Source organism: Plantactinospora sp. DSM 117369, from assembly GCF_053764795.1.
In genome coordinates this window covers 1,880,883-1,905,440 of sequence record NZ_CM132446.1, presented here as the reverse complement: position 1 = coordinate 1,905,440, position 24,558 = coordinate 1,880,883, and the positions used below count along the sequence as shown (strand labels likewise).

Sequence of the window (24,558 nt, the reverse complement as noted above, 5' to 3'; positions counted from 1 at the left end):
GGGACCGGCGACAGGCGTAGCGGGGAGCAGGCGTACCCGGGAAACAGAACTGCGCGCCGCCACAGGTGTGTCGGCGCGCTTTTTCTGGTGCGATTCAGTTGTCAGGCGGGGCGCCGGTTGCCCGACGCCCGGAGCTCAGGTCAGTGCGGGCTCGGCCAGCCGCAGCAGGTCGTCTGCCTCGGCGACCGCTGCCGCGAGCCGATCATTCTCGGCACGCAACCGCGTCGTCTCGAACTCCAGTGCCTGAACCCTGGCACGCAGTCGGGTGACCTCGTCGAGGAGGCGCCGGTCGGGCGCCGCACCAACGTGGCCGTAGAGGGCCTTCGCCATATCGTCTCCTTGTAATGCGCTGCCGGAAAGGCCGGCCAACGCGCGCCCAACTCGTACGCGACTACCCGCCCGCAGGCATACGCGGGCATGGTCGGGCGCGACTGGCGACACTTACATAGTGTGCCGATGTCCCGGCTGAGTCAAGTTCACCGGGACACGGGCCACCTGTGCCATCAACCACTCGATCGCCGAGGGCTTGCCGCGCAGGCACGAACCAGGTCGCTGTCCGGACCACCGGAGTCTATCCGCCGTCGATGTCCGGATCGGCGTCGCCCCTGGCCAGCCGCACAATCCCGCCGGCGGGTCCCCCCTTATATCTTCCTTAGCCACGTTGCCCCGCTCTGGCGGGCCCGCGTAGCGTCCGCACGGTCAGCGACCAGGCAATAACCGGGATCCGGAAGCAATGGAGGCACGGCGTGCAGGGGTGGAACGAGCAGACCGACTGGGAGGACGGCAGGGACTGGCCCGGCCGACCCGACAACGGTGCTGCCTACCCGGCCGTCCGCGCCGGTCGTCCGGATGATCTGTCCCGCTCGTCCCGGCACCCCGGCACGGCGGACCCGCACCACCGTCCCGATCCGGACTGGTCGGACCAGCCGGACCACCACCGGCAGTACCCCGACGGCGGCTGGCAGGACGAACCGGCCGGGGCCGGACGGCGGACCGGAGCAGGCTGGTCGGACGAACCGACCGAGTTCCGGCAGCCCATCGAGACGGGCTGGACCGACGAGCCGGACCGCCAGCACGGTGACGCCCGCTGGGCCGACGAGCCGGACCGCCAGCACGGTGACGCCCGCCGGGCCGACGAGCCGGCCGACGTCGCGCGGTCCGCCGCAGCCGGTCTGGACGGCGAGCCGACCCGGGTCCCGCATCCCGGCGAGGCGGGCTGGACGGACGAGGTCACCGAGCGCTGGCGACGGGCCGGACTCGACCGGGTGGACGAGCCGACCGAGCGGCGGCAGCACGCCGCAGCACGCTGGGCGGACGAGCCGGCCGACCTCGGCGCGTTCGCGCTGGGCCGGGACCCTGACGGCATCCCGGGCCGCCGGGTACCGTCCGGCGACCGCCGGACGGACGGCGGCCCTGCCGACCGGAGCGGATCCGGCCGGCACCGCCGGCCCACCCCGCTGCGTGGCCCGGTCGGCCTGGGTATCGCGGTGACCGCGCTGCTCGGCCTCTTCGGCGTCGGTGCGGCCCTGCTGCCACCGAGCCTCGCCGACGCGCCGGCCGGCAACCGTGAGGGCCAGCCGGCCGTCGAGGCGGCCGGTCCCGAGCAGGCCACGGCCCCGGCGACGCCGGAGCCGAGCGGGACCGCCACCCCGACGCCGACCCCGACCGCCACCCGGCCGGCCCCGAAGCCCAAGACCACCACCACCGCGCCGAAGCCGCCCCGGACGAGCAGCCCGGCCGCGCGGCGTACGCCGGCCCGATCGGGGTCCGGGGCCAGCGCGGCGGGGAGCAGCCAGGAGGCGCAGGTACTCGCGATCGTCAACCGGGAGCGCGCCGCCAACGGATGCGCCGCAGTGGTGATGAACAGCGACCTGGCCGAGGCGGCCCGACTGCACAGCCAGGACCAGGGCGAGCACACCAACATGTCGCACACCGGCAGCGACGGCAGCGACTTCGTGGAACGGGCCCGCCGGGCCGGCTACGACCGGCCGATCGGCGAGAACGTCGCCATGGGTTACGAAAACGCCGCGGCCGTGATGGACGGCTGGATGAACAGCTCCGGGCACCGGGCCAACATCCTCAACTGCGACGCCAGGGCGATGGGGGTCGGGGTGGCCACCGGTGCCGACGGCCGGCTCTACTGGACCCAGATGTTCGGCGCGGTGGCCTGACCTGCTCAGCCCGGCCGCGTGAGCTGCGGCTCCGGCGGCACCTCCCCGGCCGCCGTGCCCGAGGTACGGGCTGACTCGTTGGCCGGTACGAGGGGGTGCGCAGCCGTGCTCAGCGCTGCTGGATGAGTGTCCGGGATACGCCGGGCGGCCGGGCTGGTCCTCGCGGTCGCGCTGCTGCTGCCGACCCAGGGGTGTCGCCTCCTGCCGGACCGGTCCGAGGTGCCACCGTGGCCGGGCGGCCCGACGCCGAGCTGGCAGTGGCAGGTCAGCGGTCAACTCGATCCGACCGTCGACGCCGAGGTGTACGTGCTCGACGGCTTCCTGATATCGCTGGAGACCGCCCGACGGCTACGGGCGCACGGGCGGCGTCTGGTCTGCCACGTCGAGGCCGGGATCTACCAGGCGGCCCGTCCCGACGCGGCACGGTTTCCGGCCGGCGTACTCGGTGCGCCGGCCCGGGTACCCGGCCAGCCGTCGGGTACGCCGCGCGGCCGGTGGCTGGACATCCGGCAGTGGTCGGTACTCGAACCGGTACTCGCCGACCGGTTCCGGCTCTGCCGGGGCAAGAGGTTCGTCGCGGTACTGCCGGTCGGGATGGACGGCTACTCGCACCGGTCAGGCTTTCCGCTGACCTTCGACGACCAGCTCGCCTTCAACCGGCGCGTCGCCGAGCTGGCCCGGCAGGCGCACCTCGCACCGGGGCTCGCGGGCGACATCGACCAGGTGCTGGCGCTGGAGCCGTACTTCGACTTCGCGGTCAACGAGGAGTGCGTCCGGCGTACCGAGTGTGCCCGGCTGGTGCCGTTCACCCAGGCCGGGAAGCCGGTGTTCCACGTCGAGTACCAGGGCTCGACGGCGGACTTCTGCACCACCTCGGTCGGCTACGGCCTCACCTCGATCCGCAAGGACCGGGACCTCGGGGTACGCCGGGACGTCTGCCCGCCCTGACCGCCTCAGCGGGTCGGCCGTGCCGCCGTGCGGGGGCGGGGCTGGCAGCGGGGACAACTGAACGACGACCGGTTCATGAACGCCTCGCGACGGATCGGCGTGCCGCAGCGCCGGCAGGGCAGGCCCTCCCGGCCGTACACGTTCAGTTCGCGGTCGAAGTAGCCGCTCTCGCCGTTGACGTTGACGTAGAGCGCGTCGAAGCTGGTGCCGCCCTCTTTGATCGCCTCGCCGAGCACGTCCCGGACGTGGCCGAGCAGTCGGGTGACCGCCGGCCCGGTGAGCGTTTCCGTCGGCCGGGCACCGTGCAGCCGGGCCCGCCACAGCGCCTCGTCGGCGTAGATGTTGCCGACCCCGGAGATCAGGGTCTGGTCGAGCAGCGCCCGCTTGATCTCGGTACGCCGCCGCCGGGTCGCGGCCACGAAGTCGGTGTCGGAGAACTCCGGATCCATCGGGTCCCGGGCGATGTGCGCGATCTCGGCCGGCAGGGTCGCGCCACCCTCCGAGACCGCCAGGCCGCCGAAGGTGCGCTGGTCGACGAAGCGCAGGTCGGTGCCGCCGTCGTCGAAGGTGAACCGGATCCGCAGATGGGTCTCGTCGGCCGCCTCGGTCGGCCGGACCAGCAGTTGCCCGGACATCCCGAGGTGTCCGACGATCGCGTCACCGCTGTCCAGCGGCAGCCACAGATATTTGCCACGCCGCCGGGCGTCCAGGATCGTCCGTCCGGCGAGTACCGCGGCGAAGTGCTCGGCGCCGGGCAGGTGCCGGCGTACGGCGCGCGGATGGCGTACCTCGACGGCCGCGATCCGCCGACTCGTCACCCAGCGGGACAGCCCTTCCCGGACCGTCTCCACCTCGGGCAGCTCAGGCATGTACCACCTTCGTTCAGTTCGGGACGGCGTCGCCGACCGTACCCGGGTTGCCGCGGTCGGCGTCGACCGGCCCGCCGGAGGTCGCGACGACCGGCCGTCCGGCGGCCGGGTCGGCGGTGGCCGGCTCGTTCTGCTGTTCGGAGAGGGTCCGCCAGGCGGCCTCGGCGGCCCGCTGCTCGGCCTCCTTCTTGCTGCGGCCGTCGGCACCGCCGTACTTCCGGCCGGCCACCACCACCCAGGCGGTGAAGGTCTTGGCGTGGTCGGGCCCGGCCTCGTCGATCCGGTACTCCGGGACGCCCAGCCCGAGCGCGGCGGTCAGCTCCTGGAGGCTGGTCTTCCAGTCCAGCGCGGCCCCCCGGCCGGCCGACTCCGCCATCAGCGGGTCGAAGAGCCGGTGGATCACGATGGCGACGGTGTCCAGTCCGTACTGGAGGTAGATCGCGCCGAGCAGCGCCTCCAGGGTGTCGGCGAGGATGCTCGCCTTGTCCCGCCCGCCGGTGCTCTCCTCGCCCTTGCCCAGCAGCAGGTACGGCCCGAGTCCGGCCGGGCCGAGCCGCCGGGCGACGTCGGCCAGCGCCCGCATGTTGACCACGCTGGCCCGCAGCTTCGCCAACTGTCCCTCGGGCAGGTCCGGATGGTTGTGGAACAACGCGGTGGTGATCACCACGCCCAGCACCGAGTCGCCGAGGAACTCCAGCCGCTCGTTGGTCGGCAAGCCACCGTTCTCGTACGCGAACGACCGGTGCGTGAGGGCCCGCTCCAGCAGGTCCGGGTCCAGGGCGACCCCGAACGCCGCCTCCAGGTGCGTGGTCGGCGGTCGCCGCCGCTTGTCCTTGGTCATGCCGTCTCCTCGCTTCGCCTGCCGCCGCCCCGACCCGGACGGCTGGGCTGGCTGGTGTGTTCGCTCATGCCGGCACTCCGCTTCGCTGCGTGCCGTCATGAGGCTCATCCGCACCGAACTGGCTGATTCGCTCGCTACGCCCACTCACGCCGGCACCCCGCTTCGCTGCGTGCCGTCATGAGGCTCATCCGCACCGAACTGGCTGATTCGCTCGCTACGCCCACTCACGCCGACACCCCGGTGCCGGTGGCCCGACCGGTCTCGGTGGACTCGGCGAGCAGCGCGGACACCGCCGGGATGGTCCGGCGGCGGTGCAGGTGGGCGGCGAGCGCGATGCCCGACGCGACGTCGTCGTCCCGGGCCGCACCGTGGCAGACCACCACGGCACCAGCCACCCCGAGCAGGGTGGCGGCGCGTGGCGGGCCGCCGCTGGCAGGCGGGCCGCCGGCCATCGCGTACGCGCCCTCGATCCCCTTGAGCAGGACGTTTCCGGTGAAACCGTCGGTGACGACGACGTCCGCCCGGTTGCCGAGCGCCACGTCGTACCCCTCGACCAGGCCCACGTAGCGGGCGCCGGCCGGCAGACCCTGCTCGGCCAACGCCGGGTCGGCGGCCCGACGAATCCGGTCGCCCTTGCCCGGCTCGGTACCGATCGAGAGCAGCCCGACCCGGGGCTGTGGCACCCCGTGGGTGACCGCCGCGTAGGCCGCACCGAGTACGGCGTGCCGGGCCAGGGTGCCCGGTCGGGCCTCCAGGGAGCCGCCGACGTCGAGCAGTACCACCGGGCCCTCCAGGGCCGGCAGGGTGGCGACCAGCGCCGGTCGGCGTACGCCGGGCCAGCGGCCGAAGCCGAGCACGGCGGCGGTGACGGTCGCGCCGGTCGCGCCCGCCGAGACCACCGCGTCCGCCGCACCCTCGACCACGGCCGCCACCGCGGCCTGGATGGTGTTGTCGGAGCGGACGATCGCGGCCGGATCCCCGTTCATCGCGACCACGTCGCGGGCTGGCCGCACGGCGACCCGGTCCCGCTCGGCCGGGCGAAGTACGGCGATCAGCCCGTCGGCCACCTCGACGGGGCCGACGAGCAGAAGACGCAGGTCGGGATCAGCGCGGAGCGCCCGCAGAGCGCCGTCAACCACGACGGCGGGAGCTTCGTCCCCGCCGAGGAGGTCGACGGCGATCCGCACGGTGCCCGGCTCCACGGGTACGCCGACCCTCCAAGGTCGGTCGGCGTCGGCGGGAGCCGGTGCACCGGGCAGTCGCCAGGGCGAATGCGCCGTCCGACCGGAGGTCGGTGGCGTCACTCGGTGTCCAGGAGGTCAGACCTCGATGACCTGGCGGCCGTTGTAGGTGCCACAGACGCTGCAGGCCGCGTGCGGCAGCTTCGGCGACTTGCACTGCGGGCAGGCCACGGTCGCGACCGCCGTGGTCTTCCACTGCGCCCGGCGGGACCGGGTGTTGCTGCGCGACATCTTGCGCTTGGGGACGGCCACGGTTCTTCCTACTCCTCTTGACGGGTCAGTTGCGACAGGCCCGCCCAGCGCGGGTCGACCTGCTGGTGGCTGTGTTCAGCCGGCAGTTCGTCCCAATGCACCCCGCACTCGGGGCACAGTCCTGGGCAGTCCTCCCGGCACACCGGGTTGGTCGGCAGTGCGAGCACCACCGCGTCCCGCAGTGCCGGTTCCAGGTCGATCAGGTCGCCCTGCATCCGGCCCACCTCGTCCTCGTCGGTCGTCTCGTCCGTGGTGCTGTGCTCGTAGGCGTACAGCTCCTGGATCTGGACGACCAGCGAGTCCGTGATCGGGCGCAGGCAGCGGCCGCACTCGCCCTCGATCGGACCGGTGACGGTCCCCGAGACGAGTACGCCCTCGGACACCGACTCGAGCCTCAGGTCGAGGTTCAGGTCCGCGCCCTCCGGCACGCCGATCAGCTCCACGCCGAGGTCCGCCGGTGCCGCCACCGTCCGATTGACCGCACGCAACACTCCAGGTCGGCGCGGCAGCTCCCTCGTGTCGAGGACCAGCGGCGACCTGGGGTTGAGATGGGTCGGCAGATGTTTGGGCATAGTCAGACTCCGGCCTGTGTGAGGCCGACGAAACAGGTTACCTGAGCAGGGGGCTTAGCGTCGAACCGGGGCGAGCCGGCCGGGCCTCGACGGACACCGGTCGCCCCGGGCGGCGATCCGGATCGCCGCCCGTCGGGACGGTGAGCGGTCCGGACAGCGCGCCCAGACCGGACAGTACGCTCAGAACGGCAGCGGGCGCTCGTTCTCCTCCCCCACGAACGTGCCGATCTCGCGCAGCGCGTGCATCTTGTCCCGCCCGCGCTCGATGGAGGCGAGCGCCCGGGTCAGGAACTGCTCGAAGTTGGCCAGCGCGGTGTCGACGTAGTCGTCGACCTCCTCCCGGAGCCGCTGGGCCTCGGCCCGGGCCTCCGCGATGATCCGGGCGCCCTCGTGCTCGGCGGAGACGGTGATCTCGTTGACCGAGACCAGCCGGGCGTGCTCCGCCTCGCCCTCGCTGATGATCCGGTCCGCCTCCCGCTTGCCGGCATCCATGATCTTGTCGCGCTCTTCCAGCAGCGCCGCCGCCCGGCGCAGTTCGACAGGCAGCTCGACGCGCAGTTCCTCAAGGGCACCGATCATCTCGGCGCGGTCGACCATGGCGTTGTTGCGGGACATCGGGACGGATCGCGCCGTCTCCACCATGCCGATGATCTCGTCTATGCGATCGAGCGGGTCCACCGGTACCTCACTCCCGTCGTTGCTTCGGTCGACATACATGATGGGGTGTCGGACCGGATTACTGCTCAACCAATGATGCGGTGCGATCCGTACCCGACCGGCGATCGACCCGGAACCGGCGCGTCGCAGGGGCCCGGACCTGGGCCGGAGCGGCGGCCGTCACCGATCTCGGGGTCCGGTTGGTGCCGGCCGGTGCCCGGGACGGGCGCGACCGGAAGACACCGGCCGATCAGGAGCCGGGGCGGACCAGCCGCTCCCGCAGCCGCTCGCGGACCACGTCCGGTACGTGCGGCGAGACGTCCCCGCCCCACTTCGCCACGTCCTTGACCAGGCTCGACGACAGGAAGGAGTGCAGTGGGCTGGTGGGCATGAAGAGGGTCTCGACCCCGGCCAGCCCGATGTTCATCTGGGCCATCTGCAACTCGTAGTCGAAGTCGCTGACGGCGCGCAGCCCGCGTACCACGACACCGGCCTGCTGGGTCCGGCAGAAGTCGACCAGCAGGCCCTGGAACGACTCCACCCGGACGTTGCCGTAGGAGCCGGTCACCTCGCGGAGCATCTCGATCCGCTCGTCGACGGTGAACAGCCCGCGCTTGGACTCGTTGATCAGCACGCCGACGATCACCTCGTCGAAGAGCCGGCTCGCCCGGCCGATGATGTCGAGGTGACCGTTGGTGACCGGATCGAAGGAGCCGGGACAGACCGCACGTCTCACGATCGGCGACCGTACCAAAGAGTGGTCTCGCCGTAACGGCGACTGCGCTGCGCGGTGATCCCCTGCACCCAGTCGACCGGCCCGGTCCGGCTGGACCGCTCGATCACCAACAGGGCGTCCGGGGCCAGCCAGCCCTGGTCGCGCAGTGCGGCCTGCACCGCCGTCAGCTCCGAATCCGGTACCGCGTACGGCGGGTCGGCGAAGACGACGTCGTACGGGCCACCCTCGGGCGGGGTGCCGAGTACCTGGCCGACCTTGCCGGTGACCAGCCGGGCGGTCCCGGCCACCGGGCTGGCCGGGGTCGAGCGCAGCGCCGCCAGGTTCTCCCGGATGGTCCGGGCGGCCCGGGGATCGGACTCGACCAGCAGCACGTGCTCGGCGCCCCGGGACAGCGCCTCCAGGCCCACCGCGCCGGAGCCGGCGTAGAGGTCGGCGAAGCGGGCGCCCTCCAGTTCCGTGGTCGCCTCGATGGCGCTGAACAACGCCTCCCGGACCCGGTCGCTGGTCGGCCGGGTACTCCCGCCGGGCGGCGCGGAGATCCGCCGCCCGCCGAGTACGCCCGCCACGATCCGGGTCATCCCGCCTCCTGGGTGGACGCCTCCTGCATGACAGCGACGCTACGCGACCCGCAGGTGGTGCCGGTTCGGCACGGGTGGCAACACACCTCCGATGAACGCCAACCGGACAAACGGGTACGCCGAGTACACCGAGGGAAATACGTTCACTACCACCCGTATATCAATGGTCTCGAATTTACAACATCATCGTTAGAAGACCCTGAAGGGTGTTTCTGTACCACGCCAATCGCTAAGGTCGTGCGCTGTGCCGGCTGCGTCTCGCCGGCCTACGACGTCGGGGAGGCGGTTCTCGCAGGTCGAGCGCCACCCCATGGCGCCCCCGCTCGCCTCCCACCCGCGTCGTACCATGACGCCCTCATCTCTCAGGAGTACGCGTGATCCGTCCTAAGCTGCCGCTCCGGCGGCCGCTCGCCATCCTCGGGGCTGCCTTCCTCGGCATGACTGCGGCGCTAGCTGTTGCCGCCCCCGCGAGCGCCCATCACAGCGAGGTCAAGGTCGAGGGTGAGTGCAACACCACCACCGGCGAATGGGACGTTACCTGGACCGTCCGCAGCGTTGCCCCGCGCGATGTGCAGAAGTTCAAGTTCGCCGAGGTCGAGGCCCAGAAGTTCGTCGGTGACACGGCCTCCGAGCTCACGATCCCGGGCATCGAGGTCACCGAGGGCAAGAACTACCCGCACCCGGTGAACCAGAACCTCGAGTTCAAGCAGAGCCTTCCCGCCGAGACGACCGGTGTCGCCATGCGGATGAAGGCGAATTGGGACAACCAGTTCGAGGAAAACAAGTGGGCCGGCGCGGAGGTCAAGTTCGCCGGCACCTGTGAGAAGGAAGAGGAAGAGCCTCCGGCCACCGCGAACCCGGCTGCCACCGTTGGTTCCGACTGCGACGGCAGCGTCGTGGTCAAGCTCCAGAACGGCGAGAACGCCACCGCGCCTGCCAAGTTCACCGTGAAGGGCAGCGAGGGCTTCGAGGAGAAGGTCACCGTCGCCGCTGGCGAGGAGAAGGCCGTCGCGGTGCCGGCGGCTAACGCGGGCAAGATCACGGTAACCGAGGAGGGCCAGAAGGAGGCTCTCTACGATGCCGCTCCGCCGGCAGCCGAGGACTGCGTCGAACCCGGCGAGCCGGCCCTCAGCTACGCCATGACCTGTGACGAGTTCATCTTCGAGATCGACAACCCGAAGGATGGCAAGACCTTCACCGTGACCTTGACCCCGAACAAGGGCGAGGCGAAGACCGTCACTGTGGAGCCGGGCAAGGTCGAAACCGTCACGTTCACGGCGGAGGAGGGGCTGACCGTCACGCCTAAGGTCGAAGGACAAGAGGGTAAGTCGCTCGCCTGGGAGAAGCCGGAGGACTGCGAGTCCGGCGGTGGCGGTGGCGAGGGTGAGCTGCCGCTGACCGGTGCCGCTGCCGGTGGCATCGCGGCTGGCGCCGTGCTGCTGCTCGCCGCCGGTGTGGTGCTCTACATCGTGGCTCGCCGCCGTCGGGTGACCTTCACCGCCTGATCGGTAGCAATCGCACCCACTGAACCAACCGCCTGAGGGCGCGTCGACCGGAAACGGTCGGCGCGCCCTCAGCGTCTTTCCGGGTACTCGATACCAGCGGCGCGGGGCGTGCGACATGGGTGGGCCGGCAGGGCGACGAGGCGAAGGCTGGTCATCTGCATTGGGGCAGGGTCGAACACTTCTTCGTCAACGCGTACGTGTTGCCTTGTGACGAGTAGCTGACGGTCAGCCCTTTTCCAGGTATTCGGCGCGTTCCTCGTCGACGAGTGCGGCCACCGAGGCGGCCAGGGCCGGGTGCCGGTCCAGCTCCGGATCCTCCTCGACCAGGGCGATCGCCTCGACCCGGGCGTCCCGGATCAGCTTGGCGTCCTTGAGCAGGGACAGCAGCCGCAGGTGCGAACGCCGCCCGGACTGGGTCGCCCCGAGTACGTCCCCCTCCCGGCGCTGCTCCAGGTCGAGTTCGGCCAGCCGGAACCCGTCCGTGGTGGAGGCGACCGCGTCCAGCCGCTCCCGGGCCGGCGTACCCTCGACGGCCTCGGTGACCAGCAGGCAGAGCCCAGCCGCCGAGCCCCGGCCGACCCGGCCGCGCAACTGGTGCAGTTGGGAGACGCCGAATCGGTCCGCGTCGAGCACGATCATCACGGTCGCGTTCGGCACGTCGACCCCGACCTCGATTACGGTGGTCGCCACCAGCACGTCCAGCTCGCCGGCCGCGAAGGTGCGCATCACCGAGTCCTTCTCGTCGGCCGGCAGCCGGCCGTGCAGTACGCCGATCCGCAGCCCGTGCAGCGGGCCCTCGGCGAGCAGCGGCGCCACCTCGGCCACCGCCAGCGGCGGACGCCGACCGTCCTCGCCGACCGCGCCGACCTCCTCGGCGGTCGCCGCCTGGTCGCCGATGCGCGGGCAGACCACGTACGCCTGGTGGCCGGCGGCGACCTCCTCGCGCAGCCGGCGCCAGGCCCGGTCCAGGTACGCCGGCTTCTCCGCCGCCGGTACGACGTGCGAGGCGATCGGCGACCGGCCGCGCGGCAACTGGGAGAGGGTGGAGATCTCCAGGTCGCCGTAGACGGTCATCGCCACGGTGCGCGGGATCGGCGTCGCCGTCATCACCAGCACGTGCGGCGGCTGCTCGGCCTTGGCCCGCAGCGCGTCCCGCTGCTCCACCCCGAACCGGTGCTGCTCGTCCACCACCACCAGGCCGAGGTCGGCGAAGTCGACGCCCTCGTAGAGCAGCGCGTGGGTGCCGACCACGATGCCGGCCGCCCCGGCCGCGACGGTCTCCAGGGCGCGCCGCCGGGCCGCCGCGCCGAGCGAGCCGGTGACCAGGGCAAGCCGGGTGCCGTCCGGGTCGCCGTCCAGCTCGCCGGCCCGACCGAGCGGGCCGAGCAGGTCGAGCATGCCCCGGTAGTGCTGTGCGGCGAGTACCTCGGTCGGGGCCAGCAGCGCGGCCTGGCCGCCCGCGTCGACCACCTGGAGCATCGCGCGCAGCGCGCAGACCGTCTTGCCGGAGCCGACCTCGCCCTGGAGCAGCCGGTGCATCGGATGCGCGGTACCCAGATCCGCCGCGACCTCCTCGCCGACCGCGCGCTGCCCGGCGGTCAGCTCGTACGGCAGCCGGCCGTCGAAGGCGGTCAGCAGCCCGCCCTCGCGGCGCGGCCGGGGCTTGGCCGGCCAGGCCGCCGCCCGGTGCTTGCGCTGGACCAGGGTCAGTTGCAGGGCGAACGCCTCGTCCCACTTCAACCGGTGCCGGGCCCGGTACAGCTCCTCCTTGCTCGCCGGCCGGTGGATCTCGCGCAGCGCGGTGGCCAGCCCGACCAGGTTGCGGGTGGCCCGCAGCGTCGCCGGCAGCGGGTCCTCCGGCGGCGTGACGGTGTCCAGCACCACCCGGACACACCGGGCGATCACCCAGGTCGGCACCGCCGCCGCGGCCGGATAGACCGGGATCAGCGCCCCGGCAAACTCCTCGATCTCCCCACTCGCCTCGCCGCCGGTGCCGGACTCGCCGTCGCCGCTGCCGTCGCCAAGCAGGACGTACTCCGGGCCGTTGAGCTGGCGCTTGCCCCGGAACTCGGTGACCTTGCCGGCGAACATCCCCCACCGGCCAGGCTTGAGATCCCGCTCCCGCCACGCCTGGTTGCCGAAAAAGGTGAGCGTCAGTACGCCGCCGGAGCCGTCCCCGACGGTCACCTCCAGCAGGTTTCCCCGGCGCTGCCGCATCGGCCGGACCGCCGTACGCTGCACCTGGCCGAGCACGGTGACCTGCTCCCCCACCTCCAGGGAGCGGATGTCGGTGTGCTCGCCCCGCTCGTCGTAGCGGCGCGGGAAGTGGTAGAGCAGGTCACCGGCGGTGTGCAGGTCGAGATGGCTGGCGAGCGCCTTCGCCGTCTTCTCGCCGACCAGCTTGCGCAGCGGTGTCTCCAGGTCGGCCGAGGTCGCTACCGCTCCGGCCGGGGCCGGTTCCTTCGCTGTCATCGGCCCCCCACGAGCGTTCTCATCCGATCCTCCACCAGCAGCGTCGTCCGGCTCTCCACCGGCACCGTCAGCCGGCTCTCCACCAGCACCGTCGTCCGGGCTTTCCCCAGCGGCGTCACTCGACTCCCACCAGCAAGGGGTAGAACGGCTGACCGCCGGAGTAGTGGTGCACCTCGACGAAGGGCCAGCGCCGGGCCAGGTGGGCCCGGAGGACCTCGGCCAGGTCCTCCCGGGCGTCGGCGCCGAGCAGCAGGGTGACCAGCTCACCGCCGCCGCCGAGCATCCGGTCGAGCAGCGCCGTGCAGGTCTGCACCAGGTCGCCGCCGATCAGGTGCACCTCGCCGTCGACCAGCCCGAGCACGTCACCCGGGTGGCAGCGGCCGGCGACCGTCAGCGCCTCCCGGGAGGCGTGGCAGACCTCGGCGTACCGGCAGGCGCCGGCCGCCTCGGCCATCGCGATCACGTCGTCGGCGAACCGGCGGGCCGGATCGCGGACCGCGAGCGCGGCCAGCGCCTGCACCGGGGAGCGGGTCGGCACCACGCTCACCGATATCCCGAACGGCTGCGCCTCCTCGGCCGCCACCCGGGCCACCGCCTGGGTGTTCGGGTCGTTCGGCAGCACCACCACCCGGGACGCGCCGGTCGACCGGACCGCCCCGAGCAGCTCCCCGGCGGACGGATTGCCGTCCACCACGGTCGCCCCCTCGGCCGCGAAGATCGCCGCCAGCCCGGGACCGGAGGCGACCACCACCGCCGCCCGCTCCGGCGCGTCCGCCGGAGCCGGCTCTGGCGGGCCCGCCCCCGGGAGCTGGTCCTCGAAGCGGGTGACCGAGATCTGGTACGGCCGCCCGGCCACCACGCCGGCCTCGATCGCCGCCCCGACGTCGTTGACGTGTACGTGCACGTTCCAGGTCGACGTGCCGGTGGTCTCCGCCTCGTCGCCGACCACCACCAGCGAGTCGCCCAGCCGGGCCAGTTCGGCGCGGAGCCGGCGTACCGCCGCCAGGTCGGCGTCGAGCAGGAACTGCACCTCGTAGGCGTACTCGATGGAGCCGGTCTCCCGGGCAGCCGCCAGCGGCCGGCGTGGCGGTGCCGGGGCGGGCCCCGGCCGATCCGGTGCGGCACCGGTGACCACCTCGACCAGCGCGTCCAGCAGGACGCAGAGGCCGCGCCCGCCCGCGTCCACCACACCGGCCCGGGCCAGCGCCGGCAACTGCTCCGGGGTACGCGCCAGCGCCTCGGCGGCGGCGGTCGCGGCGGCCCGGACCACCGCCGGAAGATCGTCGGTGTCGGCCCGTTCGGCGGCGGCCGCCGCAGCGGTGACGACGCTGAGCACGGTCCCCTCCACCGGCTCGGCCACCGCCGAATACGCCGCCGCGCCGGCCGCCCGCAGTGCCCTGGCGAGCGCCCGACCCCGGACCTCGGGGGTGTCGCCGAGCGCGTCGGCCAGGCCGCGCAGGATCTGCGAGACGATCACTCCCGAGTTGCCCCGGGCGCCCAGCAGCGCACCCCGGGCCAGCAGCCGCAGCACGCGGGCGGGTGCCGGCTGTCCATCGACGCCCGGATCGTCCCGTTCGAGCCGGAGTGCCTGCTCGGCGGAGGTCATCGTGAGCACCAGGTTGGTGCCGGTGTCGCCATCCGGAACCGGATAGACGTTGAGCTGGTTGATCTCGTCCTGGTGCCGCTTGAGCGCGGCCAACCCGCCGGCACACCACCGGTGCAGGGCCGCGGCATCGAGGGTCTCCAGCACGGCGAGAAGCCTACTGGCGTACCCTGACGCCCCGCTGGCACTGCCGGGCGACTCCGGCCACCGCGTCCGGCGGAAATCCGGCGGACGAGCGACGTAGCGGCCGGCGGGCCGGGACCGGTGCAGCCGATTCGCCCGGCGACCCGGCCATCGGGTACCCTGGCCAGGTTGCCCGGCCAGCACCCTGCCGGCGACCTACAACGATCAATTCCCAGGAGTATCCCGTGGCTAGCGTGTGCGACATCTGTGGCAAGGGGCCTGGCTTCGGCCACAACGTGTCCCACTCGCACCGGCGGACCAACCGTCGCTGGAACCCGAACATCCAGTCGGTGCGTACCCCGGCGGGTGGTGGCACGACCCGCAAGCTCAAGGTCTGCACCTCGTGCATCAAGGCCGGCAAGGTCGCCCGCGCCTGAGCCTGGGCAACCGTAAGCTCGGATAGCCGCCGGAGCAGTGTTCCGGCGGCTATCGTCGTGCGCCCCGGACCCACCATTCAGGCGCGCCCCGCCATCCAGGCGCGCCCCCGCCACCCGGGCGGGCCACCGGTAACGGGTGCCGGGCGAGGTGAGGGGTGCCGACCGGCCGGCGGATCAGAGCGAGCGGCCGAACGAGAGCACCCCCGGCTCGTCCCGGTAGTAGCCGAAGTCCGGAATCCGCTCGTAGCCGCTGCCCTTGTAGAGCGCGATCGCCTCGGGCTGCCGGTCGCCGCACTCCAGGATCAACCGGCGGCGTCCGTGTTCCCGGGCCGAGTCCTCGACCGCTGACAGCATCCGCCGGGCGACGCCGCGACCGCGAGCCGCCGGGGAGACGTACATCCGCTTGAGTTCGGCGACGTCGCCGGTGCCGCCGTGGGTACGCCACCCGGCGCAGCCGACCGGCACCTCGTCCAGGTACGCCACCAGGAACGCCCCGGCGGGCGGGGAGAACTCGCACGCCGCCACGGGGGTCTCGTCGCCCCCGCCGCCGTACCGCTGCGCCAGGTCGGCCAGCGCGGAGACGACCAGTTGCTGTGCGACCGGGGAGTCGTAGGGGACGGCGCGGATGTCCAGCTCACTCACCCGGTGAAGGGTACGACCCACGCTCACGCCTTACCGATCGGGCCCGGGGTACTCGCCGATCCGGAAACCGGCGCACCGGACGGCTCGATCGACGCCGGTCAGCGGAAGTGGTCCCAGCCACCCGATCCCTTGTACGCCCGCCCGTCCACGGTCACCCCGGCACCATGCACCACGTGACCGATCAGCCGGAAGCCGCCCGGCAGCGGCAGGTCCTCCGGGAACGTCGCCACCAGCGCATGGTCGTCGCCACCGCCGAGGACCCAGGCCAGCGGATCCACCCCGAGCGCGTGTGCGGCGTCCCGCATCTGCTCAGGCACCTCGAACGCGCTGCCGAGCAGGTCGATGCCGACCCGGCTGGCCGTCGCCACGTGACCGAGGTCGGCGAGGAGCCCGTCCGAGACGTCGATCATGGCGGTGGCGCCGAACCGGGCCGCCGACGGCCCCGCCCCGTACGGCACCTCGGGCCGCCGGTACGCCTCGACCAGGACCTTCGGGGTACGGAATCCGCGGGACAGCACGGTGTAGCCGGCAGCGGCGTAGCCCAGCCGACCGGCGAGCGCGACGACATCGCCGGCCCGTGCGCCGCTGCGCACCACCGGGGGCAGCCCGCCGAGGTCACCGAGGGCGGTCACCGCGATGGTCAGGGTGGGGCTGGCCGACATGTCCCCGCCGACCACGCTCGCCCCGACCCGGGCCGCCTCCGCCGCCAGGCCGTCGGCCAACTCCTCCGCCCACTGCACCTCCAGGTCCGGCGGCATGCAGAGCGCGACGAGCAGCGCGGTCGGCACCGCGCCCATCGCCGCCACGTCGGCCAGGTTCGCCGCGGCGGCCCGGTGCCCGATGTCCACCGCGCTCGCCCAGTCCCGGCGGAAGTGCCGCCCCTCGACCAGTACGTCCGTCGAGGCGACCACCCGGCCGTCGGGGGCGTGCACCACCGCCGCGTCGTCGCCCGGCCCGAGCAGCGTGGCGTGTCCGGCGCCCAGCCGGGCGGTGACCCGGGCGATCAGGCCGAACTCGCCGGCCCTCGCGACGCTCACACCGACCTCCGGGCACGCTCGGCAGCCGTCCCGGCCGGGCCCGTGGCTGGTCGCGGCCACCGGTTTCCGGGTACCTCCGGATCCGGTGCCGCACCCGCACCGGGCCGGCCGATTCGATCGCTCATCGTGTCTCCTCCGACCACCGATCGGGATCCGACCTGCTCCGTACGGTATTTTCACGGTCTAGCCGCTCGGCGGCGGACGGGAGGCGGGTCGTGGTCCAGGCGTACATCCTCATCCAGACAGAGGTCGGAAGGGCACGTGACGTGGCCGCGCACATCTCGGATATTCCTGGAGTCGTCCGCGTCGACGCCGTCACCGGCCCGTACGACGTGGTCGTGCTCACCGAGGCACACACCGTCGACGAGTTGGGCAAGATGATCGTCAGCAAGGTGCAGTTGGTGCCCGGCATCACCCGCACGCTGACCTGCTCCGTGGTCCGGTTGTAAGTGGTGCGGAGCACGAAGTCCGGCCAGCCGGACGGGCACCAGACCCAGCCGGAAGCAGCCGCCTCGCAGCCGGAAGCGGTCGAGTCAGGGTCGGAGGCGGCGGCGACCGGTCGTCCGGCGGGCTCGCCGACCGGGGCCGGGCCGGACCGGACCACCCGGCAGGCGGCGCTCTGGGCCACGGTGGTCGCCCTACCGCTGACCGTCCTCGTCGCGGTGCTGGTCTTCGGCCAGCTCAGCCCGGATCCGGTCGAGAAGCCCGCCGCGACGCCGACCTCGGCCGCACCGCAGGCGACCACGCCGGTGCAGATGGCCGCCCCGGCCCTGGCCGAACGGCCGGCCACGGTCTGCCGGGCCCTGCTGTCCCGGTTGCCGGCCACCCTCCGCGCCCTCGCCCAGCGCCCGGTCACCGCCGGCCCGGAGCAGAACGCCGCGTACGGCGACCCGGCCATCACCGTGGCCTGCGGCGTGGCCCGGCCAGCCGTTCCGGACGTCCCCGACCTCTGGATGATCAACAAGGTCTGCTGGCTCACCGAACACCGCGACGGCGGCCTGGTACTGACCACTGTGGACCGTGAGGTGCCGGTCCGGCTCAGCGTGCCGGCCGGGCAGGAGCAGACGGTGCAGTGGGCGGCACCCGTGTCGGAGTCCCTGGTCGCCTCGGTGCCGTCGGTGCCGGACGTGCCGACCGGCTGCGCCGAGGGCTGACCGCCATCCCACCGACGCCACGCCGTTTCCGGTCCGGCCGACCCACCCCTGACGGGCGGCAGCGAACAGACGTTTGTCAATGCAGACCGGTGCCTCGACGCAGCGCGGTCCGGATCAGCCGGTTCACCAGCTTGGGGTACTCCAGCCCGGTCGCCGCCCACATCTGCGGGAACATCGAGGTGGGGGTGAACCCCGGCATGGTGTTGATCTCGTTGAGGTAGACGTCCAGTTCCGGCGTGACGAAGAAGTCGACCCGGGCCAGACCGGCGCAGTCCAGCGCGGTGAACGTGCGGCAGGCGTACTCCTGGACCTGCCGGGTCACCCGGTCCGGCAGCTCGGCCGGGATGTCGTAGTCGCTGGCGTCGAGGTATTTCGCCTCGAAGTCGTAGAAGTCGTGCTCGGCCACCCGGATCTCGGCCAGCAGCGACGCCTCCGGGCCGCCACCGGCCTCGGCTTCCAGCACCCCGCACTCGATCTCCCGGCCGACGATCGCGCCCTCGACCAGCACCTTCGGGTCGACCTGCCGGGCCAGCGCGACGGCGTCGTCGAGATCGGCCCAGTCGGAGACCTTGCTGATCCCGACCGACGAACCCGCCCGGGACGGCTTGACGAAGACCGGCAGCCCGAGCCGCTCCTTGTCCTCCTCGGTCAGGCTAACCCCGCTGCGCAGCACCACGTACGGCCCCACCGGGATGCCCTCGGCGACCGCCAGCTTCTTGGTGAACTCCTTGTCCATCGCCGCCGCCGAGGCGAAGACGTTCGCACCGACGTACGGGATGCCGGCCATCTCCAGCAACCCCTGGATGGTGCCGTCCTCGCCGTACGCGCCGTGCAGCGCCGGAAAGACCACGTCGACTCCGGCGAGTGCCTGGGGCCCCTGGGACGGGTCCAGCACCATCAGACCGTCGCCGGTCGGGTCGGCCGGCAACACCACGGTGGATCCGGCGGCGGCGGTGATCTCGGGCAGCCGCCGCTCGGTGATCGCGAGCTGGGCAGGGTCACCGTCGGTCAGTACCCACTGGCCGGCCCGGGTGATGCCCACCGGAACCACGTCGTACTCGTCGGGGTCGAGGGCGCCGAGGATGCTGCCCGCGCTGACGCAGGAGATCGCGTGCTCCGTACTGCGGCCGCCGAAGACGACGGCCACGCGGGTCTTGCCTGGGGTGGTCACTCCGGTCACCTTTCGTTCGCGTCACCGCTGGTCGCTCGCGTCACCGCTGGCCGGCGTCGTCGCTGGCCGAGCGCGGCACCGCTGGCCGGCGTCATCGCTGGCCGAGCGCGGCACCGCTGGCCCGCGTCGTCGCTGGCCGAACGCGTCACCCGACGGGGTCCGCCCGGCCGGAGACCCAGCGGTGCTGCCGTCGCTCCTCGTGCGCTCACCGGGTGACCCTACTCTGCGTGGCCTACTCCCGGGTCTACACCCCTTTTCAGCGCCGGGAAACCTCTACCGGAGTGAGCGAGCCGAGCACAACGGGTAACCGGTGACGTACCGGCGCTTGAGGGGCTGCGGCGACCGGAGTTGCGGGTGTGTCGCCGCCGGGACCGCTGCCGTCTAGGCTGCTCGTCTTGTGAGTTCCGATTCGGTCATCGACAGCCTGACCTCGGCGGTGAACGCGAGCCCGCAGGACGTTCCGCTGCGGCTGCACCTCGCCGGGCTGCTCCTCGACGCCGGGCGCCCCGCCGAGGCGATCGCGCACGTCGGGCAGGCGCTCGCCAGCAACCCGGCCGACCCGCAGGCACAGGCCCTGATGCAGCGGGCCCTGGGCGGCGGTGCACCCGCGCCCGGTACGCCGGCCTCCGGCACGCCCGCGCCGGGCCCGGCGACCGGCCCGGACGCCGCCGCCGAACCGGCGGCCGGCACCAGAGCCGCAGCGGATCCACCGCCACCGGCCCGGCCACCCCGACCGGGCCAGCCGGGCGACGACTCGCTCGCCGCCTACGAGCAGGAACTCGCCGACGTGGTGCCGCCGCGCTTCTCGCCGGCCGGAGACCAGCCCGAGCCGGTGACCGGGGACGGCGACCGGATGTTCGACGTCGAGGTCTCCACCGTCCGGCTCGGCGACGTCGGCGGGATGACCGAGGTCAAGGAACGGCTGGAACTGGCCTTCCTCGGCCCGCTGCGCAACCCGGAACTGCGCAAGCTGTACGGCAAGAGCCTGCGCGGCGGCCTGATGCTGTACGGCCCGCCCGGCTGCGGCAAGACGTTCCTGGCCAAGGCGATCGCCGGCGAGATGGGCGCCAAGTTCATCTCGCTCTCCATCGTGGACGTGCTGGACATGTGGATCGGCAACTCCGAGCGCAACCTGCACGAGCTGTTCCAGACGGCCCGGCGCAGCGCGCCGTGCGTACTCTTCCTCGACGAGGTCGACGCGCTCGGGCACAAGCGCTCCAAGGTCACCTCTAGCGGGATGCGGACGATCGGCAACCAACTGCTCGCCGAACTCGACGGCGTGGAGGGCAACAACGAGGGCGTCTTCGTGCTGGCCGCCACCAACACGCCCTGGGACGTGGACCCCGCGCTGCGCCGGCCCGGCCGCCTCGACCGGGTGGTCCTGGTACTCCCGCCGGACGCTCCGGCCCGGACCTCGATCCTGGAGTACCACCTGCGGGAGCGGCCGATCGCCAACATCGACATACGCCGGATCGTCGCCGCCACCGAGGACTTCTCCGGCGCCGACCTGGCACACCTGTGCGAGTCGGCCGCCGAGTACGCGATGGCCGACTCGATCCGGCGCGGCGAGGTACGGATGATCGAGCAGCGCGACTTCGACCGGGCGCTGAAGGACGTCCGCCCGTCCACCAAGCCGTGGTTCGCCACCGCCCGGAACGTGGCGATGTTCGCCAACGAGGGCGGCATGTACGACGACCTGGTCGGCTATCTGAAGCGGCGGAAGCTGATCTGATGACCGCCGATGCCACCGGGGCCGCCGGGGCCGCCGGGGCCGCCGGGGCCGGTACGGGCGCAGACGCCAAGAACTCGCTCCTGGAACGGGCGTTGCAGCTCGCCCAGGTCGGCCGGGTCAAGGCGGCGTACCCGCTGATCAGCCAGGCGCTCCAGGGCGATCCGGGCGACAGCCACGCCCTACAGGTGCTCGGCTACTGCTACCAGCGGGAGGGCCGCTGGGGAGACATGCTGACCGTGCTCGACAGCGCGGCCCGGCGTACCCCGGAGAGCCCACAGTTGCAGCGCAACCGCTCCCTGGCGCTCCGTCAGCTCGGCCGGATCCCCGAGGCGCTCGCCGCCGCCGAGCTGGCCCGCTCCCTCGATCCGGACGACGCCCGCAACGAACTCGCCCGGGCCGAGGCGCTGCTGCGCGGCAGCGGTACCCGGACCGTGCTCGCCGCGCTGGCCGCGACCCGGCGGGCCAGGGAACTCGACCCGGAGAGTGTCTGGGCGCACATCACCGAGGGCAAGGTGCAGCGCCGGATGGCGGAGTTCGGCCGGGCCCGGGCGGCGTACCTGGAGGCGCTGCGGCTCGCCCCCGACGACCCGCAGGCGTTGTACGGGCTGGCCACCCTGGACAGTGACCGGGGTCGGGCGGTACGCGCCTCGCCGGCCATGGCCGGGGTGCTCCAGACGGTACCCACCGATCCGGTCGCGATCCGGGCCGGCACCCGCAATGCCCGCCGGGCGCTCTGGCTGCTGACCGATCTCGGCTGCGTCGTACTCCTGTTCGTCGCCTTCGTGGTGGGGACGTTGCAGGAGGCGATCGCGTCCCGGCCGCTCGCGGCGGCCAGCGGGGTGCTGGTGGCGCTGGCCGGCGCGGCTGCCGTTCTCGCGCTGCTGCGCTGGCGGTTCAACCGGCTCTCCGCGCCGATCCGCGCGCTGGTGCTGGCCAACCGCTACCGGTTCTCCTTCGTCACCGCGCCGCTGCGGCTCGCCGCGCTGCTGCTCGGCATGCTGCTCTTCACGCTCGGCCCGCATCCGCCGGTCGCGGTCGTCGTCGTCGGCACGACGGCGATGGTCGTGCCGCTGCTGACGCTGATCATCCGGTGGCGCAGCCGGGCCGCGGTCGAGGTGGGTCTGCTGGTCCGCCGCTGCTGGTTCCGGTTCCGCCGCCTCCTCTCGGGCGGCTGACCGCTCACCTGTGGCGGCTGACCACCTATGGCGGCTGACCGCTCACCTCGGGCGGCTGACCACCTGTGGCGGGTGACCGCTCACCCCGGGCGACCGAACCGGCGACCCGACCGGCGGTCGGCGGCTCAGCCGGCCAGGGATCGCCGTCGGCCGACCGCGAGTACCTTGACCCGCTGTCGTCCCGCCCGCACCATGCCGAGCGCCGCGAAGGCGGTGGCGATCCGGTCGGCGGCCTCCCGGCTGGTGGCGCCGACGACCTGGCGGCGCCGCTCGGGCTCGATCCGCTCGTCCCGGCCCTCCTTGGTCAGCGGCCGCACGTCGGTGAGCACCACGAGGTACCGGGTCACCGTGACCGCCCCGGCCACCACCGCGGGTAGCTTCCCCGCCCGCGATCACTCCGAAGTCCGTGCCGGTCAGAGGCCACGGCGAGCCGCCTCCGGCTCGGCCGTCGTGCCGGCCAGCCCACCCCACCGGTCCCGGCACACGTAGGCCAGGTCGGCGTGGATCCACGCGCCCTCGTTGTCCCGCAACACGGGTCGCGCGCACCAGCGGCATCGGGAAACCCGAGGCCAGCACGGGGTCGCGGTCATCTGTCACCTCCAGGTCCGCTTGCTGGCGGGAGGGACACGGCGATCGGGTACGGGAAGGTCCGATCGCCGTGCGCCTCATTCCCCTTCGGTCACCCACAGCCACCGTCGACACGACCACCGGCGGTGAGGACGTGATGACAGATTGCCAGTTGTGAACGCGTGAATGCAACTCTCACGTAGCTTCTCTCATGCACGCATTCCCGGTTCCATGTGACAGGATCGATGCATGGCTCCGAAGTCGTTCCGTGCCCGCCGCCTCGGCATCGCGCTGCGCCATGCCCGCGAGGCGGCCGGGCTCACCCTCGAACAGGCCGCTGACGAGATCAACAGCACTCGCAGCACGCTCTCCCGGTACGAGAACGCGCAGACGATGGTCAGCCCGGCCTCGGTACGCGCGCTGCTCACCCTCTACAAGCGGCCGGAGAGCGAACTGGAGGACATGGTGGCGCTCGCCAAGGAGGCCCGGAAGCAGGGTTGGTGGGTTCCCTACTCGTACATCCTGGACCGCCGCACGATCGACTTCATCGCGGTCGAGGCCGAGGCCACCGCGATCGCGAACTTCGAGCCCTCGGTCGTGCCGGGCCTGCTCCAGACCACGGAGTACATCCGGGCGATCATGCGCGGCGGCCCGCACACCCTCGGCGACGAGGAGGTGGAGCAACGGGTGCAGATCCGGATCGGCCGCCAGGAGCGGCTGAAGGAGCCCGACCCGCCGATCTACGACGCCATCGTCGACGAGGGCGCCCTGCTTCGGCCGGTCGGCGGGGAGGCCGTGATGGCGGCGCAGCTGAAGAGCCTGCTCAAGATGTCCGAGCTGCCGAACGTGACCGTCCAGGTCATCCCGCTCAAGGCGGGCTACCACCGCGGTACCCGTGGTTCGCTGCACATCCTCGAGTTCGCCGACCCGGAGGATCCGATCCTCGCCTCGGTGGAGACCGTCGCCGGACAACTGATCCTCGACCGGCCGGACGAGCTGCGCACCTGCACGAAGATCATGGAACACCTGCGGGCCGTCGCGCTGAGTCCCGCGGAAAGCCGCGACAACATCAACCGCCTCCTGAAAGGACTGTGACATGTCACCGGAGACGACCGACCTGCTCGGCCGGGCACCCTGGCGCAAGAGCAGCCACAGCGGAGACCAGGGCGCCTGCGTCGAGTTCGCCCTGCTCGCCGGGGCCGCCGACGACGTCGTGGCCGTACGCGACTCCAAGGACACCACCGGCCCGGTGCTGGTCTTCGCACCGGCCGCCTGGACCGCATTCACCACCGCGCTGCCCACCTCCCCCGTTCTCCCCTGACCTCCGGGGGAGGTCGGCGGTCACCGAGCTGCGTCCCCCCGGCAAGGCTCGGCCCGCCCAGCTCCGGTGCCCCACGCCCCCTGTTCCGCCGGTCCGGGTCGGCGGTCAGGGGGCGTGGCGGTGGCTACCCTTGATCGGCGTGACCGCCACCGCGCTGCACCGCGCCCTCACCGACCCCGGCACGCCGCCGCTGCGACCGCTCCCGCCGGAGGCCGCCGAGCTGCTGCTCAGGTCGAACGCCCCGGCCCGGCTGGCCGCACACCTGCGCGCGGTGCACGACGTCGCGGCCCAGTTGCTCGACTGGCTCGGCCAGCACTGTCCCGAACTCACCGTCGACCACCGGGCGGTGCTCTTCGGCGCGGCCACCCACGACATCGGCAAGACCCGCCATCCCGAGGAGCTCTCCGGGCCCGGCTCGCGGCACGAGCCCGCCGGCCGCGAGCTCCTGATCGGGTACGGCGTCCCGCCGGCCCTGGCCCGGTTCGCCGCCAGCCACGCCCGCTGGGACTCCCCGGAGGCGACGATCGAGGAGTTGCTGGTCAGCCTCGCCGACAAGGTCTGGAAGGGCCGACGCGAAGCCGACCTCGAAACCCGGATCGTGGACCGGCTGGCGGCGGCCGGCGGGCAGCAGCGCTGGGCCGCGTTCCTGGCCCTCGACGACGTACTGACCGGGATCGCCGAGGACGCCGACGCGCGTCTCGACTTCCAGTCCCGCTATCCCGTCGACTGACCTGCGCACCGGCCGGCGGGGTGT

General features: G+C 72.6%; 26 protein-coding genes. 11 read left to right on the top strand and 15 right to left on the bottom strand.

The features are described 5' to 3' along the window. Positions 1–135: 135 nt before the first annotated feature. Positions 136–330, bottom strand: coding sequence for a hypothetical protein (locus tag ACSMXO_RS08525; protein ID WP_101370286.1), 195 nt, complete (start codon positions 328–330; stop codon positions 136–138). A gap of 416 nt (positions 331–746) precedes the next feature. Between ACSMXO_RS08525 and ACSMXO_RS08520 the strand changes: the two genes are divergently transcribed. Together ACSMXO_RS08520 and ACSMXO_RS08515 are read left to right on the top strand one after the other, a co-directional pair. After that, positions 747–2,171 carry a CAP domain-containing protein gene (locus tag ACSMXO_RS08520; protein ID WP_455417306.1) on the top strand — a complete coding sequence of 475 codons (1,425 nt, stop codon included), beginning with the start codon at positions 747–749 and terminating at the stop codon, positions 2,169–2,171. Positions 2,172–2,297: 126 nt separating this feature from the next. Then, positions 2,298–3,119 carry an endo alpha-1,4 polygalactosaminidase gene (locus ACSMXO_RS08515; protein ID WP_455417305.1) on the top strand — a complete coding sequence of 274 codons (822 nt, stop codon included), beginning with the start codon at positions 2,298–2,300 and terminating at the stop codon, positions 3,117–3,119. 5 nt (positions 3,120–3,124) lie between these two features. Here the strand turns inward: ACSMXO_RS08515 and mutM are convergent, their stop codons facing one another. From mutM to rsmD, 8 genes are all read right to left on the bottom strand, one after another. Beyond that, on the bottom strand, positions 3,125–3,988 hold the full coding sequence (gene mutM / locus ACSMXO_RS08510; protein WP_455417304.1) for a bifunctional DNA-formamidopyrimidine glycosylase/DNA-(apurinic or apyrimidinic site) lyase: 864 nt from the start codon (positions 3,986–3,988) through the stop codon (positions 3,125–3,127). A 13-nt stretch (positions 3,989–4,001) separates the two neighbouring features. Continuing rightward, positions 4,002–4,829 (bottom strand): ribonuclease III, encoded by an 828-nt coding sequence (gene rnc, locus ACSMXO_RS08505; protein WP_455417303.1) that lies wholly within the window; start codon positions 4,827–4,829, stop codon positions 4,002–4,004. A gap of 224 nt (positions 4,830–5,053) precedes the next feature. Then, entirely contained in the window at positions 5,054–6,031 is a 978-nt protein-coding gene (locus ACSMXO_RS08500) for a phosphate acyltransferase PlsX (protein ID WP_455417302.1), read from the bottom strand. A 117-nt stretch (positions 6,032–6,148) separates the two neighbouring features. After that, entirely contained in the window at positions 6,149–6,322 is a 174-nt protein-coding gene (gene rpmF, locus ACSMXO_RS08495) for a 50S ribosomal protein L32 (RefSeq protein WP_089254967.1), read from the bottom strand. A gap of 8 nt (positions 6,323–6,330) precedes the next feature. Further along, positions 6,331–6,894 carry a YceD family protein gene (locus ACSMXO_RS08490; protein ID WP_455417301.1) on the bottom strand — a complete coding sequence of 188 codons (564 nt, stop codon included), beginning with the start codon at positions 6,892–6,894 and terminating at the stop codon, positions 6,331–6,333. Positions 6,895–7,074: 180 nt separating this feature from the next. Continuing rightward, a complete protein-coding gene (locus ACSMXO_RS08485; RefSeq protein WP_107258419.1) occupies positions 7,075–7,572 on the bottom strand; it encodes an ATP synthase subunit B family protein in 498 nt (165 codons plus the stop codon). Positions 7,573–7,801: 229 nt separating this feature from the next. Next, positions 7,802–8,287 carry a pantetheine-phosphate adenylyltransferase gene (coaD, locus tag ACSMXO_RS08480; RefSeq protein ID WP_318395408.1) on the bottom strand — a complete coding sequence of 162 codons (486 nt, stop codon included), beginning with the start codon at positions 8,285–8,287 and terminating at the stop codon, positions 7,802–7,804. Further along, positions 8,284–8,865, bottom strand: coding sequence for a 16S rRNA (guanine(966)-N(2))-methyltransferase RsmD (rsmD, locus tag ACSMXO_RS08475; RefSeq protein ID WP_455417300.1), 582 nt, complete (start codon positions 8,863–8,865; stop codon positions 8,284–8,286). The genes coaD and rsmD overlap by 4 nt, the downstream gene beginning before the upstream one ends. A 374-nt stretch (positions 8,866–9,239) precedes the next feature. Between rsmD and ACSMXO_RS08470 the strand changes: the two genes are divergently transcribed. Then, positions 9,240–10,370 carry a cell wall anchor protein gene (locus ACSMXO_RS08470; protein ID WP_346256264.1) on the top strand — a complete coding sequence of 377 codons (1,131 nt, stop codon included), beginning with the start codon at positions 9,240–9,242 and terminating at the stop codon, positions 10,368–10,370. A 225-nt stretch (positions 10,371–10,595) separates the two neighbouring features. Here ACSMXO_RS08470 and recG read toward each other — a convergent pair whose 3' ends face one another. Beyond that, positions 10,596–12,842 (bottom strand): ATP-dependent DNA helicase RecG, encoded by a 2,247-nt coding sequence (gene recG, locus ACSMXO_RS08465; RefSeq protein ID WP_455417299.1) that lies wholly within the window; start codon positions 12,840–12,842, stop codon positions 10,596–10,598. Between the two features lie 115 nt (positions 12,843–12,957). Further along, positions 12,958–14,592, bottom strand: coding sequence for a DAK2 domain-containing protein (locus ACSMXO_RS08460; RefSeq protein WP_455417298.1), 1,635 nt, complete (start codon positions 14,590–14,592; stop codon positions 12,958–12,960). Between the two features lie 221 nt (positions 14,593–14,813). On the opposite strand from ACSMXO_RS08460, the gene rpmB reads away from it, so the two are divergent. Beyond that, positions 14,814–15,005: a 50S ribosomal protein L28 gene (gene rpmB, locus ACSMXO_RS08455; protein WP_101370273.1), complete on the top strand. Its 192-nt coding sequence runs from the start codon at positions 14,814–14,816 to the stop codon at positions 15,003–15,005. A 174-nt stretch (positions 15,006–15,179) separates the two neighbouring features. On the opposite strand, the gene ACSMXO_RS08450 is transcribed toward rpmB, so the two are convergent. Continuing rightward, positions 15,180–15,647, bottom strand: coding sequence for a GNAT family N-acetyltransferase (locus ACSMXO_RS08450; protein ID WP_455417297.1), 468 nt, complete (start codon positions 15,645–15,647; stop codon positions 15,180–15,182). A 98-nt stretch (positions 15,648–15,745) separates the two neighbouring features. After that, entirely contained in the window at positions 15,746–16,684 is a 939-nt protein-coding gene (locus ACSMXO_RS08445) for a thiamine-phosphate kinase (RefSeq protein ID WP_455417296.1), read from the bottom strand. Between the two features lie 215 nt (positions 16,685–16,899). Here ACSMXO_RS08445 and ACSMXO_RS08440 point away from each other — a divergent pair, with 215 nt between their 5' ends. Next, entirely contained in the window at positions 16,900–17,133 is a 234-nt protein-coding gene (locus tag ACSMXO_RS08440; protein WP_101370271.1) for an Lrp/AsnC ligand binding domain-containing protein, read from the top strand. Between the two features lie 3 nt (positions 17,134–17,136). Then, positions 17,137–17,838 carry a DUF3515 family protein gene (locus ACSMXO_RS08435; RefSeq protein WP_455417295.1) on the top strand — a complete coding sequence of 234 codons (702 nt, stop codon included), beginning with the start codon at positions 17,137–17,139 and terminating at the stop codon, positions 17,836–17,838. 76 nt (positions 17,839–17,914) lie between these two features. Here the strand turns inward: ACSMXO_RS08435 and ACSMXO_RS08430 are convergent, their stop codons facing one another. Then, positions 17,915–19,009, bottom strand: a complete 1,095-nt coding sequence (locus tag ACSMXO_RS08430; RefSeq protein ID WP_346256258.1) for a D-alanine--D-alanine ligase family protein — start codon at positions 19,007–19,009, stop codon at positions 17,915–17,917. A 397-nt stretch (positions 19,010–19,406) separates the two neighbouring features. Here ACSMXO_RS08430 and ACSMXO_RS08425 point away from each other — a divergent pair, with 397 nt between their 5' ends. Then, entirely contained in the window at positions 19,407–20,741 is a 1,335-nt protein-coding gene (locus ACSMXO_RS08425; RefSeq protein WP_455417294.1) for an AAA family ATPase, read from the top strand. After that, positions 20,741–21,916, top strand: a complete 1,176-nt coding sequence (locus ACSMXO_RS08420) for a tetratricopeptide repeat protein (RefSeq protein WP_455417293.1) — start codon at positions 20,741–20,743, stop codon at positions 21,914–21,916. Before ACSMXO_RS08425 ends, ACSMXO_RS08420 begins: the two co-directional genes overlap by 1 nt. 125 nt (positions 21,917–22,041) lie before the next feature. On the opposite strand, the gene ACSMXO_RS08415 is transcribed toward ACSMXO_RS08420, so the two are convergent. After that, positions 22,042–22,263 carry a hypothetical protein gene (locus ACSMXO_RS08415; RefSeq protein WP_346256255.1) on the bottom strand — a complete coding sequence of 74 codons (222 nt, stop codon included), beginning with the start codon at positions 22,261–22,263 and terminating at the stop codon, positions 22,042–22,044. Between the two features lie 469 nt (positions 22,264–22,732). Here ACSMXO_RS08415 and ACSMXO_RS08410 point away from each other — a divergent pair, with 469 nt between their 5' ends. The 3 genes from ACSMXO_RS08410 to ACSMXO_RS08400 all read left to right on the top strand — a co-directional run bounded on the left by ACSMXO_RS08410 (position 22,733) and on the right by ACSMXO_RS08400 (position 24,534). After that, the gene (locus ACSMXO_RS08410; protein WP_318395419.1) at positions 22,733–23,578 is read left to right on the top strand and encodes a helix-turn-helix domain-containing protein; all 846 of its coding nucleotides are present in this window, start codon (positions 22,733–22,735) and stop codon (positions 23,576–23,578) included. 1 nt (position 23,579) lies between these two features. Next, complete coding sequence (locus ACSMXO_RS08405) at positions 23,580–23,804, top strand: DUF397 domain-containing protein (RefSeq protein WP_346256254.1); 225 nt, start codon at positions 23,580–23,582, stop codon at positions 23,802–23,804. Positions 23,805–23,943: 139 nt separating this feature from the next. Continuing rightward, on the top strand, positions 23,944–24,534 hold the full coding sequence (locus ACSMXO_RS08400; protein ID WP_455417292.1) for an HD domain-containing protein: 591 nt from the start codon (positions 23,944–23,946) through the stop codon (positions 24,532–24,534). The last annotated feature ends 24 nt before the right edge of the window (positions 24,535–24,558 follow it).